At 71.4% G+C, this 15,058-nt stretch carries 16 protein-coding genes; 1 reads left to right on the top strand and 15 read right to left on the bottom strand.

Annotated elements, in window-relative coordinates; all coding sequences use genetic code 11:
* Window positions 1-63: 63 nt before the first annotated feature.
* Window positions 64-654 carry a bifunctional pyr operon transcriptional regulator/uracil phosphoribosyltransferase PyrR gene (pyrR, locus tag IG62_RS0109845; RefSeq protein WP_030799930.1) on the bottom strand — a complete coding sequence of 197 codons (591 nt, stop codon included), beginning with the start codon at window positions 652-654 and terminating at the stop codon, window positions 64-66.
* A 221-nt stretch (window positions 655-875) separates the two neighbouring features.
* Here pyrR and bldD point away from each other — a divergent pair, with 221 nt between their 5' ends.
* Window positions 876-1,376, top strand: a complete 501-nt coding sequence (bldD, locus tag IG62_RS0109850) for a transcriptional regulator BldD (protein WP_030412006.1) — start codon at window positions 876-878, stop codon at window positions 1,374-1,376.
* Between the two features lie 166 nt (window positions 1,377-1,542).
* Here bldD and nusB read toward each other — a convergent pair whose 3' ends face one another.
* The 14 genes from nusB to IG62_RS0109920 form a co-directional block, all read right to left on the bottom strand.
* On the bottom strand, window positions 1,543-1,974 hold the full coding sequence (gene nusB / locus IG62_RS0109855) for a transcription antitermination factor NusB (RefSeq protein ID WP_030412005.1): 432 nt from the start codon (window positions 1,972-1,974) through the stop codon (window positions 1,543-1,545).
* A gap of 2 nt (window positions 1,975-1,976) precedes the next feature.
* Window positions 1,977-2,543, bottom strand: a complete 567-nt coding sequence (efp, locus tag IG62_RS0109860) for an elongation factor P (protein ID WP_030412004.1) — start codon at window positions 2,541-2,543, stop codon at window positions 1,977-1,979.
* Between the two features lie 65 nt (window positions 2,544-2,608).
* A complete protein-coding gene (locus tag IG62_RS0109865; protein WP_030412003.1) occupies window positions 2,609-3,715 on the bottom strand; it encodes an aminopeptidase P family protein in 1,107 nt (368 codons plus the stop codon).
* Window positions 3,716-3,800: 85 nt separating this feature from the next.
* Complete coding sequence (locus IG62_RS0109870) at window positions 3,801-4,667, bottom strand: Pro-rich N-terminal domain-containing protein (protein WP_030799932.1); 867 nt, start codon at window positions 4,665-4,667, stop codon at window positions 3,801-3,803.
* Between the two features lie 237 nt (window positions 4,668-4,904).
* Entirely contained in the window at window positions 4,905-5,354 is a 450-nt protein-coding gene (aroQ, locus tag IG62_RS0109875; protein WP_030799936.1) for a type II 3-dehydroquinate dehydratase, read from the bottom strand.
* Window positions 5,351-6,442, bottom strand: coding sequence for a 3-dehydroquinate synthase (aroB, locus tag IG62_RS0109880; protein ID WP_030799939.1), 1,092 nt, complete (start codon window positions 6,440-6,442; stop codon window positions 5,351-5,353). Before aroB ends, aroQ begins: the two co-directional genes overlap by 4 nt.
* Window positions 6,439-6,996, bottom strand: coding sequence for a shikimate kinase (locus tag IG62_RS0109885; RefSeq protein ID WP_030799942.1), 558 nt, complete (start codon window positions 6,994-6,996; stop codon window positions 6,439-6,441). Before IG62_RS0109885 ends, aroB begins: the two co-directional genes overlap by 4 nt.
* On the bottom strand, window positions 6,993-8,177 hold the full coding sequence (aroC, locus tag IG62_RS0109890) for a chorismate synthase (protein ID WP_107052810.1): 1,185 nt from the start codon (window positions 8,175-8,177) through the stop codon (window positions 6,993-6,995). The genes IG62_RS0109885 and aroC overlap by 4 nt, the downstream gene beginning before the upstream one ends.
* Before the next feature lie 125 nt (window positions 8,178-8,302).
* A complete protein-coding gene (locus tag IG62_RS0109895; protein ID WP_030799944.1) occupies window positions 8,303-9,130 on the bottom strand; it encodes a shikimate dehydrogenase in 828 nt (275 codons plus the stop codon).
* 32 nt (window positions 9,131-9,162) lie between these two features.
* Window positions 9,163-10,947 carry an endolytic transglycosylase MltG gene (mltG, locus tag IG62_RS0109900; RefSeq protein WP_030799946.1) on the bottom strand — a complete coding sequence of 595 codons (1,785 nt, stop codon included), beginning with the start codon at window positions 10,945-10,947 and terminating at the stop codon, window positions 9,163-9,165.
* A gap of 128 nt (window positions 10,948-11,075) precedes the next feature.
* Window positions 11,076-11,540: a Holliday junction resolvase RuvX gene (gene ruvX, locus IG62_RS0109905; RefSeq protein ID WP_030799948.1), complete on the bottom strand. Its 465-nt coding sequence runs from the start codon at window positions 11,538-11,540 to the stop codon at window positions 11,076-11,078.
* A 14-nt stretch (window positions 11,541-11,554) separates the two neighbouring features.
* Window positions 11,555-14,224: an alanine--tRNA ligase gene (alaS, locus tag IG62_RS0109910; RefSeq protein WP_030799950.1), complete on the bottom strand. Its 2,670-nt coding sequence runs from the start codon at window positions 14,222-14,224 to the stop codon at window positions 11,555-11,557.
* On the bottom strand, window positions 14,224-14,568 hold the full coding sequence (locus tag IG62_RS0109915) for a DUF6167 family protein (RefSeq protein WP_030799952.1): 345 nt from the start codon (window positions 14,566-14,568) through the stop codon (window positions 14,224-14,226). The genes alaS and IG62_RS0109915 overlap by 1 nt, the downstream gene beginning before the upstream one ends.
* Window positions 14,569-14,576: 8 nt before the next feature.
* Window positions 14,577-15,008, bottom strand: coding sequence for a DUF948 domain-containing protein (locus IG62_RS0109920; protein ID WP_030799954.1), 432 nt, complete (start codon window positions 15,006-15,008; stop codon window positions 14,577-14,579).
* Window positions 15,009-15,058 lie beyond the last annotated feature (50 nt).

Raw genomic sequence — 15,058 nt, forward strand, 5'->3', positions numbered from 1 at the left:
CGGGAATGTCCGTCAGGCAGGCATGCGTGCGGGCCCGGGGTCACCGGGTCCGTCAGCGGTGCGCTAGCGCTCGCCGGCCGGGGTGGTCTGCTTGAGGCCGAGCAGCACGGCGTCCCGGCCGTCCTCCTCGGTCAGCTGGACCTTGACCGCCTCCCGCAGCGACGTCGGGAGGTTCTTGCCGACGTAGTCGGCGCGGATCGGCAGTTCGCGGTGGCCGCGGTCGACGAGGACCGCCAGCTGGACCGCCCGCGGCCGGCCGATGTCGCCCAGGGCGTCCAGGGCGGCGCGGATCGTGCGCCCGGAGAACAGGACGTCGTCGACGAGCAGGACGACCCGGCCCTCGATGCCCTCGGCGGGGATCTCGGTGCGGGCGAGCGTCCGGGCGGGGCCCAGGCGCAGGTCGTCGCGGTACATCGTGATGTCGAGCGAGCCCACCGGGACCGTGCGGCCGGTGATGTCCTGGAGCTTGGCGGCCAGCCGCCGGGCGAGGAAGACGCCACGGGTGGGGATTCCCAGCAGCACCACGTCGTCCGCGCCCTTGGCGCGCTCGACGATCTCGTGGGCGATGCGGGTGAGCATGCGCGCGATGTCCGGGCCTTCGAGCACCGGCCGCGCGGGGAGCTGAGCTCCCACTTCGGAGCTGTTTGCGTCCATACGAAACGGACCTCCTTCTCCGCCTCACGGGACGGACCTTAAAGGACGTCGGAATTACGCAGTCAGGTTACCAGGACCGCTCCGCTGGCCCGTCTGCACCCCTGACGGGGGATGGTCTGGCCCATTCCGCTTGACGAACCGAGATTACGCTGCGTAACCTCACAGTGAGTTACCAGCCACGCGGCGGAGCCGCATGTCGATACAGCTGTCTGGGGAGCTATATGTCCAGCGAATACGCCAAACAGCTCGGGGCCAAGCTCCGCGCCATCCGCACCCAGCAGGGCCTCTCCCTTCACGGCGTCGAGGAGAAGTCCCAGGGTCGCTGGAAGGCCGTGGTGGTCGGTTCGTACGAGCGCGGCGACCGTGCCGTGACCGTGCAGCGCCTTGCCGAGCTCGCGGACTTCTACGGCGTTCCGGTGCAGGAACTGCTGCCGGGGACGACACCGGGCGGCGCGGCCGAGCCGCCGCCGAAGCTGGTGCTCGACCTGGAGCGGCTGGCCCACGTCCCGCAGGAGAAGGCCGGCCCGCTGCAGCGCTACGCCGCCACCATCCAGAGCCAGCGCGGTGACTACAACGGCAAGGTCCTCTCGATCCGCCAGGACGACCTGCGGACCCTCGCCGTCATCTACGACCAGTCGCCCTCGGTGCTGACCGAGCAGCTGATCAGCTGGGGCGTGCTCGACGCCGACGCCCGTCGCGCCGTGTCCCACGAGGAGATCTGAGCCTCTCCCGCCCTCTGCAGAAACGTACCGCCGCTCCGGAGCCCGGGGCGGCGGTTCCGTTTGCCGCCGTCCCCCGGCGCCGCTGCGGGCATGCGAACGGGCCCGGAGCGTTCACCCACGCTCCGGGCCCGTTCTTTGCTCTGCCGCTCGTCCGCGGCGCCGGCTGCTACGCCTCGCGCCGCAGACCCGGCTTCAGCTCCTTCAGCCGGCCGAGGAGGCCGTTGACGAAGGCCGGGGAGTCGTCCGTGGAGAACTCCTTGGCGAGCTGCACGGCTTCGTCGATCGCCACCGCGTCCGGTGTGTCGTCCACCCAGAGCAGCTCGTAGGCACCGAGCCGGAGGATCGAGCGGTCGGCCGCCGGCATCCGGTCCAGGTCCCAGTCGACCGCGTAGGTGGAGATCAGCTCGTCGATGCGGACGATGTGGTCCGCGTACCCCTCGACGAGCTGCAGGGTGTACTCGTTCACCGGCGGCTGCCGGGGGTCGGTCCGGGCGTGCCGCATCCAGTCCGCGAGCACGGACTGCACGTCGGCGCCGCGCTGATCGGCCTCGAAGAGGATCTGGAACGCGCGCTTACGGGCCTTGCTGCGGGCAGCCACGGTTAGCTGTTCACCCGGCCGAGGTAGTCGCTCGTGCGGGTGTCGACCTTGATCTTCTCACCGGTGGTGATGAAGAGCGGGACCTGGATCTGGTGGCCGGTCTCCAGCGTGGCGGGCTTGGTGCCGCCGGTGGAGCGGTCGCCCTGGACGCCCGGCTCGGTCTCCTGGACGACGAGCTCGACGGCGGCCGGCAGCTCGACGTAGAGCACCTCGCCCTCGTGCTGCGCGACAACCGCCTCGAAGCCCTCGATGAGGAAGTTGGCGGCGTCGCCGACGGCCTTGCGGTCGACGTGCAGCTGGTCGTAGGTGTCCATGTCCATGAAGACGAAGTAGTCGCCGTCCATGTACGAGAACTGCATCCCGCGCTTGTCGACGGTGGCCGTCTCGACCTTCACACCGGCGTTGAAGGTCTTGTCCACCACCTTGCCGGAGAGCACGTTCTTGAGCTTGGTGCGGACGAAGGCCGGGCCCTTGCCGGGCTTGACGTGCTGGAACTCGACGACGGACCAGAGCTGGCCGCCTTCGAGCTTGAGCACCATGCCGTTCTTGAGGTCGTTCGTGGATGCCACGGTTGCGGAATCTCCTGGACTGCAGGTGGTGGGACCCGGAGCGACGCCCACCGAGCCGCTGCGGCTCAGAGTGCGAGCAGCTCCTTGGTCGTGATCGTGAGTAGCTCGGGCCCGCCGTCCGCCTCGGGGCGGACGACGAGTGTGTCGTCGATCCGGACACCCCCACGGCCCGGGATGTGAACCCCCGGCTCGACGGTGACCGGCACGCAAGCGTCCAGTTTACCCATGGCGGCCGGGGACAACTGAGGGTCCTCGTCGATTTCGAGCCCCACCCCGTGCCCGGTCCACGGTCCGAGCCGCTCGCCGTACCCCGCCGCATCGAGCACATGGCGGGTGATCCGGTCCACCTCGCGGCACTCCACCCCCGGCGCGAGCGCCTCCCGGCCGGCCCGCTGGGCTGCGAAAACGAGATCGTACAGCTCGATCTGCCAGTCCGACGGGGTGGTGCCGATGACGAAGGTGCGGCCGATCTCGCAGCGGTAGCCGCGGTAGTTCGCCCCCAGGCAGACGCTGAGGAAGTCGCCCTCCTCGACACGTCGGTCGGTGGGCAGATGGCCCGGGCGGCCGGAGTTCGGGCCGGTCGCCACGGAGGTCGGGAAGGCCGGGCCGTCCGCGCCGTGGTCCACCAGCCGGCGCTCCAGCTCCAGTGCGAGATGCCGCTCGGTGCGGCCCACCAGGATCGACTCCAGCAGTTCGCCGAGGGCCTGGTCGGCGATCTCCGCGGCGATCCGCAGACAGGCGATCTCGTCGTCGTCCTTGACCAGCCGCTGCGCCTCGACCGCACAGGCCAGGTCGGCCAGCCGGAGCTGCGGTGCGACCTGGGAGAGCGCCCGGTGCCGGGTGACGGTCAGATGGTGCTCCTCGACGGCCAGGGTGTCCGCGCCGGCCTTCGCGGCCAGGTCGGCGCCGGCCACCACCGGGTCACCGCCGCGGCCGGGCAGCACCGACACCCGTACGTCGTCCACCGGCCGCCCCTCGGACGGATCGCCGCTCAGCGGTCTGCCGCACAGCAGCAGGTCGTCGGACGGGCCCAGCAGCAGAGCCGCGCCCGGCGGGGCGCAGGCGGTGAGGTAGCGGACGTTCGCGGGGCGCGAGATCAGGGCGGCGGCGCTTCCGGTTGCGGCACAGCGGTCGCGCAGCCGCGTGCGTCGGGCCGCGTACAACTCGGACATATCGCAAGCGTACGGCGGCTCCCCCGCGGCGGCCGGTCGAGGGGGCCGCCCGGGGGACGACCGGCAAGGACGTGCCTGAGGGCGGCTACCAGCTGGGCGGGCTGGCCAGCGAGCGGGCGACCACGTCGTCCAGCACCCGCACCGTCGTGGCGACGTCGTGCTGGGAGTTGTCGATGATCGGCAGGCCCGAGCCGTACCAGCCGGCCATCCGGCCGTGGATCCTGGCCACCTCTTCGTCCGACAGCCGGCGGTTGCCGGTGCGCCGGGCGTTGCGCTCCAGCACGATCTCCAGGCCCGGCAGCAGCACGATCGGCAGCAGTCCGGGGCCGACGTGGCGCTTCCAGCCGCCCAGGCCGACGACCGGACGGTCCGGGAAGACCGCGTCGTCGAGGATGCAGGAGATGCCGTTGGCGAGGAAGTTACGGGCGGCGAAACCGCAGGTCCGGCGGGCCAGGCGGTACTGCGCCTCGGAGTGGTCGTTCCAGCCGGACTGCGGGTCGGCGAAGCCGGCCCGGACCCATTCGCGGACGTCGTCCAGGCTGATGTGCGCGGTCGGCACCCGGCGGGTGTCGGCCCAGTGGCGGGCGACGCTGGTCTTGCCCGCGCCGGCCGGGCCGATCAGCAGCACCGCGACGGCGGCGTGCGCGGCGTCCGGCGCGGCCGGGTCGGAGGGCGGACTCGGCAGCGGCACCGGCGCGCCCGGCGGCAGCTGGACATGGCCGGTGATGTCGGTGCTGTGCCCGTTGGACGGCGGGGCCTGCTGCGGCGCGGGACCGTGCCAGCCCGGCTGCGGGGCGGGCTGCTGCGCGGGCGGCGGCGGGGCGGCCGGCGGGGCCGGCGGCGAGGTGGGTGGGGTGGGCCGTCCCGGGTTGGGCGTCCAGTGCATGGCGGCCCCGGGTCCTGATGCCTGCCCGTGGGGCGGCGGCAGCGGAGCCCCCACTGCGTACTGCATCCGGTGGCTCTCCGTCTCGTGCGGTCGACGTGGTGCGGGGCACGGCGCCGGGCCGGACTGCCCGGTGCGCCGTACGGTAACCCGGCGGCCCCCAGGGGCCGTTGGGCCCACGGCCGCCGGCGTGGGGTGGTACTGCTTGCGAACGGTACCCTCCCGGCGGCGCGCCGGGGGCCTCCTACCCCCGGCACGCACCGCGTGAACGGCCGGGGGCGGGCCCGAAGCGCCCGTCGGGACGCGTCAGTCGTTCAGTTCCTCGGCCAGCGCACGCAGCGCGAGCCGGTACGAGCCGATGCCGAATCCGGCCACCGTGCCGCTGGCCACGGCCGCGATGACCGAGGTGTGGCGGAACTGCTCGCGGGCGTACGGATTGGAGATGTGCACCTCGATGAGCGGGGCGGTGCGCTGGGCGGCCGCATCCCGCATTCCGTACGAATAGTGCGTGAACGCACCGGGGTTGATGACGACCGGGACGGCTCCGTCGGCGGCCTCGTGCAGCCAGCGGATCATCTCGCCCTCGTCGTTGGTCTCCCGGACCTCCGTCTCCAGGCCCAGCTCCTTGCCGAGCCGGGCGCACTCCTCGACCAGTCCGGCGTAGGAGGTGGCACCGTAGACATCGGGCTCACGGGAGCCGAGCCGGCCGAGGTTGGGACCGTTCAGGACGAGTACCCGCCGCAGCGCGCCACTCATGAGGCGATCTCCGCGTGCGCGGCGAGCAGCATGGCCGGGTCCGGGCCCTCCAGGACGGTCGGCTTGGCCAGGCCGTCCAGGACGATGAAGCGCAGCCGGTCGCCGCGGGACTTCTTGTCGACCTTCATCGTCTCCAGCAGCTTGGGCCACTGGTCGCCGCGGTAGGTCAGCGGCAGTCCGACGGAGGCCAGCACCGCGCGGTGCCGGTCGGCGGTGGCGTCGTCCAAACGGCCGGCGATCCGGCCGAGTTCGGCGGCGAAGACCATGCCGACGGAGACCGCGGCGCCGTGCCGCCAGTTGTAGCGCTCGTTCTTCTCGATGGCGTGCGCGAGGGTGTGGCCGTAGTTGAGGATCTCCCGCAGACCGGACTCCTTGAGGTCCGCGGAGACCACCTCGGCCTTGACCCGGATCGCCCGCTCGATCAGCTCGGCGGTGTGCGCGCCGTCGGGGCGCTTGGCGGCCTCGGGGTCCGCCTCGATCAGGTCGAGGATCACCGGGTCGGCGATGAAACCGGCCTTGATGACCTCGGCCAGGCCGGAGACGTAGTCGTGCACCGGCAGGGTGTCCAGCGCGGCCAGGTCGCACAGCACACCGGCCGGCGGGTGGAAGGCGCCGACGAGGTTCTTGCCCTCGGCGGTGTTGATGCCGGTCTTGCCGCCGACCGCGGCGTCGACCATGCCCAGGACGGTGGTCGGGATCGCGATCCAGCGCACGCCGCGCAGCCAGGTGGCGGCGACGAAACCGGCCAGGTCGGTGGTGGCCCCGCCGCCGACGCCGACGATCACATCGCTGCGGGTGAAGCCGGACTGCCCCAGCGCCTTCCAGCAGTACGCCGCGACCTCGGCCGTCTTGGACTCCTCGGCGTTCGGCAGCTGGATGGCGATCGCCTCGTAGCCCTGGGAGGCGAGGTCCTCGCGCAGTGCCTCACCGGTGGCGGCCAGCGCCTCCGGGTGCAGCACGGCGACCCGCTTCACCCCGGCGCCGATCAGGCCCGGGAGTTCACCGAGCAGCTGCCGCCCGACGAGCACCTCGTACGGGTCGGTGCCCGCGGTGCCGCCGACCTGGATCCGGGTGGCCTGCTCCGTCATGCGTTCTCCTCCCTGTGGGCCGCCTGCGGGGTGCCGCCCGCAGCCGGCCGTAGCTCCAATGCGTCCAGGATCGCCTCGGCAACCTGAGCGGGCGTGCGCTCCGCCGTCGGGATCACGGCGCGCGCGACCTCGGTGTAGAGCGGACGACGCCGTTCCATCAGTTCGCGCCACTGCTTGCGCGGGTTGACGGCGAGCAGCGGACGGGGCGCGTCGAGGCCCACCCGCTTGACGGCGTCGGCGAGTTCGACGTCGAGGAAGATCACCGGCAGTCCGGTCAGCAGCGTGCGGGTGCCCTCGTCGAGGATCGCGCCGCCGCCCAGCGCGAGCACGCCCGGGTGCTCGTCGAGCGCGGTCCGGACCGCCTCCCGCTCCAGTCCGCGGAAGTGCGCCTCGCCCTGGTCGATGAAGATCTCGGCGATCGGCCGGCCGGCGGTGGCGACGACATCCGCGTCGGTGTCCCGGTAGCCGACCCCCAGCCGCTCGGCGAGCAGCGCGCCCACCGTGGACTTACCGGCACCGGGCGGGCCGATCAACACGACGACCGGGGACGTCACTTGATCGCCAGGTTGTCGAGGAAACCCTGCACATTGCGGCGGGTCTCGGCCACGCTGTCGCCGCCGAACTTCTCCACCACGGCATCGGCGAGGACGAGGGCCACCATGGCCTCGGCGACGATCCCGGCGGCCGGCACGGCGGAGACGTCGGAGCGCTGGTGGTGGGCCTGGGCCGGCTCGCCGGTGGTGACGTCCACGGTCTTCAGGGCGCGCGGCACGGTCGCGATCGGCTTCATCGCGGCCCGCACCCGCAGCAGCTCGCCGGTGCTCAGGCCGCCCTCGGTACCGCCGGCGCGGCCGGAGACGCGCCGGATGCCCTCGGGCGTGCCCACGATCTCGTCGTGCGCCTTGGAGCCGGGCACCCGGGCCAGCTCGAAGCCGTCGCCGATCTCGACGCCCTTGATCGCCTGGATGCCCATCAGGGCACCGGCGAGCCGGGCGTCCAGCTTGCGGTCCCAGTGCACGTGCGAGCCCAGGCCGACGGGAACGCCGTACGCCAGCACCTCGACCACACCACCGAGCGTGTCGCCGTCCTTGTGGGCCTGGTCGACCTCCGCGACCATCGCCTTCGAGGCGTCCGCGTCCAGGCAGCGCAGCGGGTCGGCGTCCAGCTTCTCGACGTCGGCCGGCGTGGGGTAGACGCCCTGCGGAGCCTTCACGGAGCACAGCTCGACGACGTGCGAGACGATCTCGATGCCGGCGGTCTCCTTGAGGAAGGAGCGGGCCACCGCGCCCAGGGCGACCCGGGCCGCGGTCTCCCGGGCCGAGGCGCGCTCCAGGATCGGGCGGGCCTCGTCGAAACCGTACTTCTGCATTCCGGCGAGGTCGGCGTGACCGGGGCGCGGGCGGGTCAGCGGCGCGTTACGGGCCAGCGCCGCCAGCTCCTCCGGGTCCACCGGATCGGCCGCCATCACCTGCTCCCACTTGGGCCACTCGGTGTTGCCCACCATGATCGCCACCGGCGAACCCAGGGACAGGCCGTGCCGCACCCCGCCCAGGAACGTGACCTCGTCCCGCTCGAACTTCATCCGGGCACCGCGGCCGTAGCCCAGCCGGCGGCGCGCCAGGGCGTCCGCCACCAAGTCAGTGGTGACCGGGACCCCGGCCGGAAGGCCCTCCAGCGTCGCCACCAGTGCGGGGCCGTGCGACTCCCCCGCCGTCAGCCAGCGCAACCTGCTCAACGGTGCTCCTCAGTACTGCTCATCCGCGTACGGTCTCCCCCTGATCCTCCCACGTCACGCGGGAGCGGCGGCGCGGAGTCCAGGAAGCGGACCCCGGCGTCCCGCGCGGGAAACCGTCCGGTGGCTCAGCGGGCCGCGAGGGCGGCCTCGCCGGCCGCACGCATGGCGGCGAGCGGGGCGGGCGAGCGGCCCGTCATCTGTTCCACCTGCAGCACGGCCTGGTGCACCAGGAGGTCCAGACCGCCGACCACCGCGCCGCCGCGGCCGGCCCAGGCGCCGGCGAGCGCGGTCGGCCAGGGCTCGTAGAGGACGTCGAAGAGCGTGCCGGGGCGGTCCGGGACGGCGGCGGCCAGGGCGTCGGTGGTGCCGGCGGGGGTGGTGGCGATCACCAGCGGCGCGCTGAGCGCCTCGGCCGCGTCCGCCCAGTCCGCCGTGCGGACGTCCACCTCCAGCCGCTCGCCCCACTGCCGCATCTCCGCGGCCCGCGCCTCGCTGCGCACGTACGCGGTGACCGGGCCCGAGCAGATCCGGGAGAGCGCGGCGAGCGCGGAGGAGGCGGTGGCTCCGGCGCCGAGCACCGCCGCGCGCTCGACCTCCGTGACACCGCGCTCGCGCAATGCCGCGACCATGCCCGGGATGTCGGTGTTGTCGCCCAGGCGGCGGCCGTCGGGTGTGCGGACGACGGTGTTGACCGCCTCGACCGAGGCCGCGGTGGGGGTGATCTCGTCGAGCAGCGGGATCACCGCGCGCTTGAGCGGCATGGTCAGCGAGAGCCCGGCCCACTCCGGCCCGAGCTTCTCCAGGAATCCGGGCAGCCCGGCCTCGTCGACCTCGTGCCGGCCGTATTCCCAGCCGGTGAGCCCGAGTGCGTCATAGGCGGCGCGGTGCAGCACCGGGGAAAGGGAGTGCGCGATGGGCGACCCGAGGACCGCCGCCTTCTTGAATGCCGACACAGACTGATTCTCCGTCACGGCCCTGCCTCGCCTCAGTTCCCATTTCCGTGTGCCTGCTGCCACTTCTCGCGTTCCTGGACGAGCTTGTTGTGCTCGGTGAGGTTCGTGGCAAATTCGGTTTTCTTGTCATCTATGGAGACGAAGTAGAGCCACCGCTTGGTGGTGTCCGGATTGACCGTCGCCTTCAGTGCCTCGTCGCCCGGGTTTCCGATCGGTCCAGGCGGAAGACCCCTGTAGAAGTACGTGTTGTAGGGGTCGTCGTAGTGGTTGATCTCGTCCAGGCTGATATCGATCTTGCTCTGGTTCTTCAGGTAGTTGTACGTCGAGTCGAACTGGAGCTTCTGGTTCGTGTCGGTGTTGCTCGGCGACAGCCGGTTGTAGACGACCGCGGCCATCTTTCGGAAGTCGTCGTGCGTCATACCCTCGGCCTGGGTGAGGCTGGCAACGGTGATGACCTGCAGCGGCGACTTGAGGTGGAACTTCTCGGCCTCGGCTTCCAGGTCGTACTTCCCGTATTCCTTCGTGGCCCGGCCGACCATCTGCTTGAGCACGTCCGCCGGTTTCGCATGGTCGCCCACGCTGTAGGTGGACGGGAAGAGGAAACCCTCCAGCGGGTCCTTGATGTGCGGCGCGTCATTCGCCCAGGACGGCAGTCCGAGGTTCTTGGCCTGAGTCCGGGCAACCTTCTTGGTGCTCCCGGGCGTGAGCTTGAGCTTGTTGTCGATGAGCGAATAGACCGCGCCGGCCCGCAGTCCCTCGCGGATCGTCAGGCCGTTGCGGCTCTTGGGGTCCAGCATCAATTGGATGGCCGAGGCCGCCGACATCTGCTTGCGGAGCGAATACGTACCGGGCTGGAGCGACCGGGCCTTCTTGTTGTCGTCGGCCGCCTCGGTGAAGGCCCCGGCGCTCTTGATCACGCCCTTCTTCGCCAGGATCTGGGCCATTTCCAAACCGGTCGAACCATCCGGAATGTCGACCTGGACCGACCCGGAGCCCTCGCCCTCGTAATCGGGCGCCGATCCGAAGTGGGCCATGAAGAAGTCGTAGCCGAAATAGCCGACGGTGCCGACCGCGCCGGCGAAGACCAGGGTCATGACCAGACAGGCGGTGCCGCTGCGGCGTTTGTCCTTCTTGCCGTTCCGTTTACCGCGCCGCTCGCGACCGCCGCGGCGGTCGCCCGGTTCGTCGTCGGGGTACTCGTCGTCGTCACCGGCGAAGAACGAGTGCTCCGGGTCCGGTTCCCGCGGCCGCTCGGGATCGGCCCGCCAGTCGTCGCCCGGGGCGTCCTCATAGGCGGCGTTCTCGTACGCGGCGTTCTCGTACGCGGCGTTGTCGTACGCGGCGTTGTCGTAGGCGGCGTTGTCGTAGGCGGTGTCCTCGTACGGCGCCCCGGCGGGCTGCTGCTCGTACTGTTCCGGCGGGTACGGCTGCTGGTGCGGCACCTGCTGGTGCTGGTGCTGCGGTGCCTGCTGGTGGTGCGGTGCCTGCTGGTGCCCGTGCTGCGGCTGCTGCTGGTACGGGTCCTGGTGGCCGTAGTAGTCCTGGCCCGCTCCGGCGTACGGATCGGCCGGGGGCTGCTGGGCGGCGTAGGGGTCGTACGGGTCGTACGTCGGCAGCTGCCCGGTCGAGGAGCCGTCCCAGCCTTGGCCGTAGTGCTGCTGAGGATGCTGCTGGGGATCGGGGTGGTGCTGCGGGGCGGGCTGCTGCCCGCCCCGCTGCGGCTGGTGCTCCTGGCCTCCGTAGGGCCCCTGGTCTCCGTAGAGCGGGTCCTCGGGATGCCACGGTTCGGAGCCGTAGCCCCGGCCATACTCGGTCATCGATCCCCTAGAGCCGAGAGGCGGTGCGCTCCGTACGGGCAGCGCGCTTGCTGTACCGACCCGCCTCTACTTGCACGTGCGGCTGTTCGAACCACCGCCGCATCGCGCGGCACGTTACCGTATCGCGATCAGATGACCACTTCGACGCCCTCGCCCGGAGGTTCCCCGGAGAGGCGTTCGGTTTCCAGTGCGCTCTGCAGGATGACCACCGCGGCCGCCTGGTCGACGACCGAGCGGCCCTTCTTGCTGCGTACGCCGGAGGCGCGCAGCCCCTGGGTCGCGGTCACCGTCGACATCCGCTCGTCGACCAGCCGGACGCCCACCGGCGCGATGTTCTTTGCCAATTCCTGGGCGAACGCCCGGACCTTGGCCGCGGCCGGCCCCTCTCCCCCACTGAGGGAGCGGGGCAGGCCGACCACGACCTCAAGGGGTTCGTACTCCTCGACGATCGCCTTCAGCCGGCGGTGCGCTGACGGAACGTCACGTCCCGGCACGGTCTCGACGGGGGTGGCGAGGACCCCGTCGGGGTCGCACGAGGCGACCCCGATGCGGGCGTCCCCGACATCGACCGCGAGGCGCCGGCCGCGTCGCATCTCACTCACGCGCGTCAGGCCGCCTCGGAGACCAGGCGCTCGACGGCCTCGATGGCCTCGGGCACCGCGGCCGCGTTCTGGCCGCCGCCCTGGGCGACGTCCGGCTTGCCGCCGCCACCGCCACCGAGCGTCTTGGCGGCCGTACGGACCAGGTCACCGGCCTTGATGCCGCGCTCGCGGGCGGCGTCGTTGGTGGCGATGACCGTCACCGGGCGTCCGTTGGCGACCGAGAAGAGCGCCACGACGGCGGCCCGGCCGCCCTGGATGCGGCCCCGTACGTCGAGGACCAGCTTGCGCAGGTCGTCGGCGGCCGTGCCGTCCGGGACCTGGCCGGTGACGACGGCGACGCCGCGGACGTCCTTGGCGCCCTCGGCGAGCCCGGCGGCGGCCTGGAGCACCTTCTCGGCGCGGAACTTCTCGATCTCCTTCTCGGCGTCCTTGAGCTTGCCGAGCATCGCCGAGATCTTCTCCGGCAGCTCCTCGGAACGGCCCTTGACCAGCTCCTGGAGCTGGGCGACGACGGTGTGCTCCTTGGCGAGGAAGTTGTACGCGTCGACGCCGACCAGGGCCTCGATGCGACGCACGCCGGAGCCGATGGACGATTCGCCGAGCAGCTTCACCAGGCCCAGCTGGGCGGTGTTGTGCACGTGCGTGCCGCCGCACAGCTCCTTGGAGAAGTCGCCGATGGTGACGACGCGCACCCGCTCGCCGTACTTCTCGCCGAACTCGGCGATGGCGCCCTGCTTCTTGGCGTCGTCGATCGACATGATCTCGGCCTGCACGTCGAGCTCGCGGGCCAGGACCTCGTTGATCTTCTGCTCGACGTCCGTCATCACGGCCGTGGGCACGGCGGACGGCGAACCGAAGTCGAAGCGGAAGCGGCCCGGCTGGTTCTCCGAACCGGCCTGGGCGGCCGTCGGGCCGAGGGCGTCGCGCAGCGCCTGGTGCGTGAGGTGGGTGGCGGAGTGTGCGCGGGCGATGGCGCGGCGGCGGGCCACGTCGATGGTGGTGTGCGCCGTGGCGCCGACCGTGACCTCGCCGACCTGCACGACGCCCTTGTGGACGTACACGCCCGGAACCGGCTTCTGGCAGTCGCGGACCTCGACGACCGCGCCGTTGTCCAGCCTGATGCGGCCGGTGTCACCGATCTGGCCGCCGCCCTCGGCGTAGAACGGGGTGCGGTCCAGGACGACCTCGACCTCGTCGCCCTCGGTGGCGGCCGGGGAGGAGGCGCCGTTGACGAGCAGGCCGACGATGGTGGACTCGCCCTCGGTGGACGCGTAGCCGATGAAGTCGGTGGCGCCGGCGCTGTCGGCGATCTCGCGGTAGGCGCCGAGGTCGGCGTGGCCGTGCTTCTTGGCCTGGGCATCGGCCTTGGCGCGCTCCCGCTGCTCCTTCATCAGGCGGCGGAAGCCGTCCTCGTCGACCGAGAGCCCCTGCTCGGCGGCCATTTCGAGGGTGAGGTCGATCGGGAAGCCCCAGGTGTCGTGGAGCAGGAAGGCCTTGTCGCCGGGGAGGACCGCGCCACCGGCGGCCTTGGTCTCCGTCACGGCGGTGTCGAGGATGTTGGTGCCGGCCTTCAGGGTCTTGAGGAAGGCGGCCTCCTCGGCGAGGGCGACCGTCTCGATGCGGCTGCGGTCCTCCAGCAGCTCGGGGTACTGCTGGCCCATGGTCCTGATGACCACGTCCAGCAGCTCGCCGACGACCGGGCCGGTGGCGCCGAGCAGGCGCATGTTGCGGATGGCGCGGCGCATGATGCGGCGCAGGACGTAGCCGCGGCCCTCGTTGCCGGGGGTGACGCCGTCGCCGATGAGCATCGTGGAGGTCCGGATGTGGTCGGCGACCACGCGCAGCGAGACGTCGGTGCCGTCGGCGGAGCCGTAGCGGACGCCGGTGAGCTCGGTGGCCTTGTCGATCACGACGCGCAGGGTGTCGGTCTCGTACATGTTGCGGACGTCCTGCAGGATCATCGCCAGGCGCTCAAGGCCGAGGCCGGTGTCGATGTTCTTGCTGGGCAGCTCGCCGAGGATCTCGAAGTCCTCCTTGCCGGTGCCCGCGCCGCGCTCGTACTGCATGAAGACCAGGTTCCAGATCTCCACGTACCGCTCGTCGTTGACGGCCGGGCCGCCCTCGACGCCGAATTCCGGGCCGCGGTCGTAGTTGATCTCGGAGCACGGGCCGCACGGGCCCGGGACGCCCATGGACCAGTAGTTCTCCTTCTTGCCCAGGCGCTGGATGCGCTCCTTGGGCACGCCGACGACCTCGTGCCAGATGCGCTCGGCCTCGTCGTCGTCGAGGTAGACGGTGATCCAGAGCTTCTCCGGGTCGAGGCCGTAGCCGCCGTCGGCCTGCGAGCTGGTCAGCAGCTCCCAGGCGTGCTTGATGGCGCCTTCCTTGAAGTAGTCGCCGAAGGAGAAGTTGCCGCACATCTGGAAGAACGTGCCGTGCCGGGTGGTCTTGCCGACCTCCTCGATGTCCGGCGTGCGGACGCACTTCTGGACGCTGGTCGCCGTCTTGTAGGGCGGCGTGACCTCGCCGAGGAAGTACGGCTTGAAGGGGACCATGCCCGCGTTGACCAGCAGCAGCGTCGGGTCGTCCGCGATGAGCGACGCCGACGGCACGACGGTGTGCCCGCGCTCCTCGAAGAAGCGCAGCCAGCGCCTGCGGATTTCAGCCGACTCCATCAGTGGTCCTCTTTTCCAGTCGGTCCGGTCAGACCGTTCGGTCCGGTCGTTCTCGTGGTGCGGTGGTGTCCTTCGAGCACCGCGCGGCGCGGTGCGGGCAGCTCGCGTGCCCCGTCCGGCGTGCTCAGGCCGAGTGCCTCGTGCAACTGCTCTTCACGGTCCGCCATTCCGCTGCGTACGTCCAATGCAAATTGGCGCAGCCGGTGTCCGGTCTCGACGGCCTTGTCCGCGGCCTGGGCGGCGAGGCTGTCGGGCTGCAGCTTGCGCAGCTTTTGGTGGACCTTGTTGGTGGCCCACACCCCGGCGGCGGCGCCGGTGGTGAACCAGAATGCGCGGCGGAACATCGCGGTGATCAGTCCTTGGAGCGGCGGTTGCGGCGCCCGCCGCGGCGGGCGCCGGGCAGGGTACGGCCGACGACGACGGTGCGCTGTGCGCGTTCAGCAGGGGCTGCCGCGCCCTTCTTGCCGATCGCGCGGCGCACGCCGTAGCCGAACGCGGCCACCTTGACCAGCGGTCCGCCGAAGGCGGAGGAGACGGTCGAGGAGAGCGCGGAGGCGTTGGCGGTGACCTCCTGGACGTCCGCGGCGATCGCGTCGACGCGCGCCAGCTGGGTGTGCGCGGAGCGGACGGTCGCGGAGGCGTCGGAGAGCAGCGGCACGGCCTGCTCGGACACCTCGGCCACCATCTTCGTCGTCGCCTTCAGCGTCTGTGCGAGCCTCACCAGCACGAGGGCGAGGAACGACACGAGGATCGCCCAGAAGACGGCCACGAGAATCCCGGCCACCTCTCCACCGGACACGTTGGCACCACTCTCCGACTGGTCTGGTCTCGTCC

Origin of the sequence: Streptomyces sp. NRRL S-337, assembly GCF_000720175.1 — a bacterium.
In the GTDB taxonomy this organism is placed as follows: Bacteria; Actinomycetota; Actinomycetes; order Streptomycetales; family Streptomycetaceae; genus Streptomyces; species Streptomyces siderophoricus.

Coding starts and splice junctions, on each gene's coding strand:
- alaS (WP_030799950.1), bottom strand. CDS start 14,224: ATGGAGTCGGCTGAAATCCGCAGGCGCTGGCTGCGCTTCTTCGAGGAG.
- aroB (WP_030799939.1), bottom strand. CDS start 6,442: ATGACGGAGCAGGCCACCCGGATCCAGGTCGGCGGCACCGCGGGCACC.
- IG62_RS0109865 (WP_030412003.1), bottom strand. CDS start 3,715: ATGTCCGAGTTGTACGCGGCCCGACGCACGCGGCTGCGCGACCGCTGT.
- pyrR (WP_030799930.1), bottom strand. CDS start 654: ATGGACGCAAACAGCTCCGAAGTGGGAGCTCAGCTCCCCGCGCGGCCG.
- IG62_RS0109870 (WP_030799932.1), bottom strand. CDS start 4,667: ATGCAGTACGCAGTGGGGGCTCCGCTGCCGCCGCCCCACGGGCAGGCA.
- ruvX (WP_030799948.1), bottom strand. CDS start 11,540: ATGCGACGCGGCCGGCGCCTCGCGGTCGATGTCGGGGACGCCCGCATC.
- mltG (WP_030799946.1), bottom strand. CDS start 10,947: ATGACCGAGTATGGCCGGGGCTACGGCTCCGAACCGTGGCATCCCGAG.
- aroQ (WP_030799936.1), bottom strand. CDS start 5,354: ATGAGTGGCGCGCTGCGGCGGGTACTCGTCCTGAACGGTCCCAACCTC.
- bldD (WP_030412006.1), top strand. CDS start 876: ATGTCCAGCGAATACGCCAAACAGCTCGGGGCCAAGCTCCGCGCCATC.
- IG62_RS0109915 (WP_030799952.1), bottom strand. CDS start 14,568: ATGTTCCGCCGCGCATTCTGGTTCACCACCGGCGCCGCCGCCGGGGTG.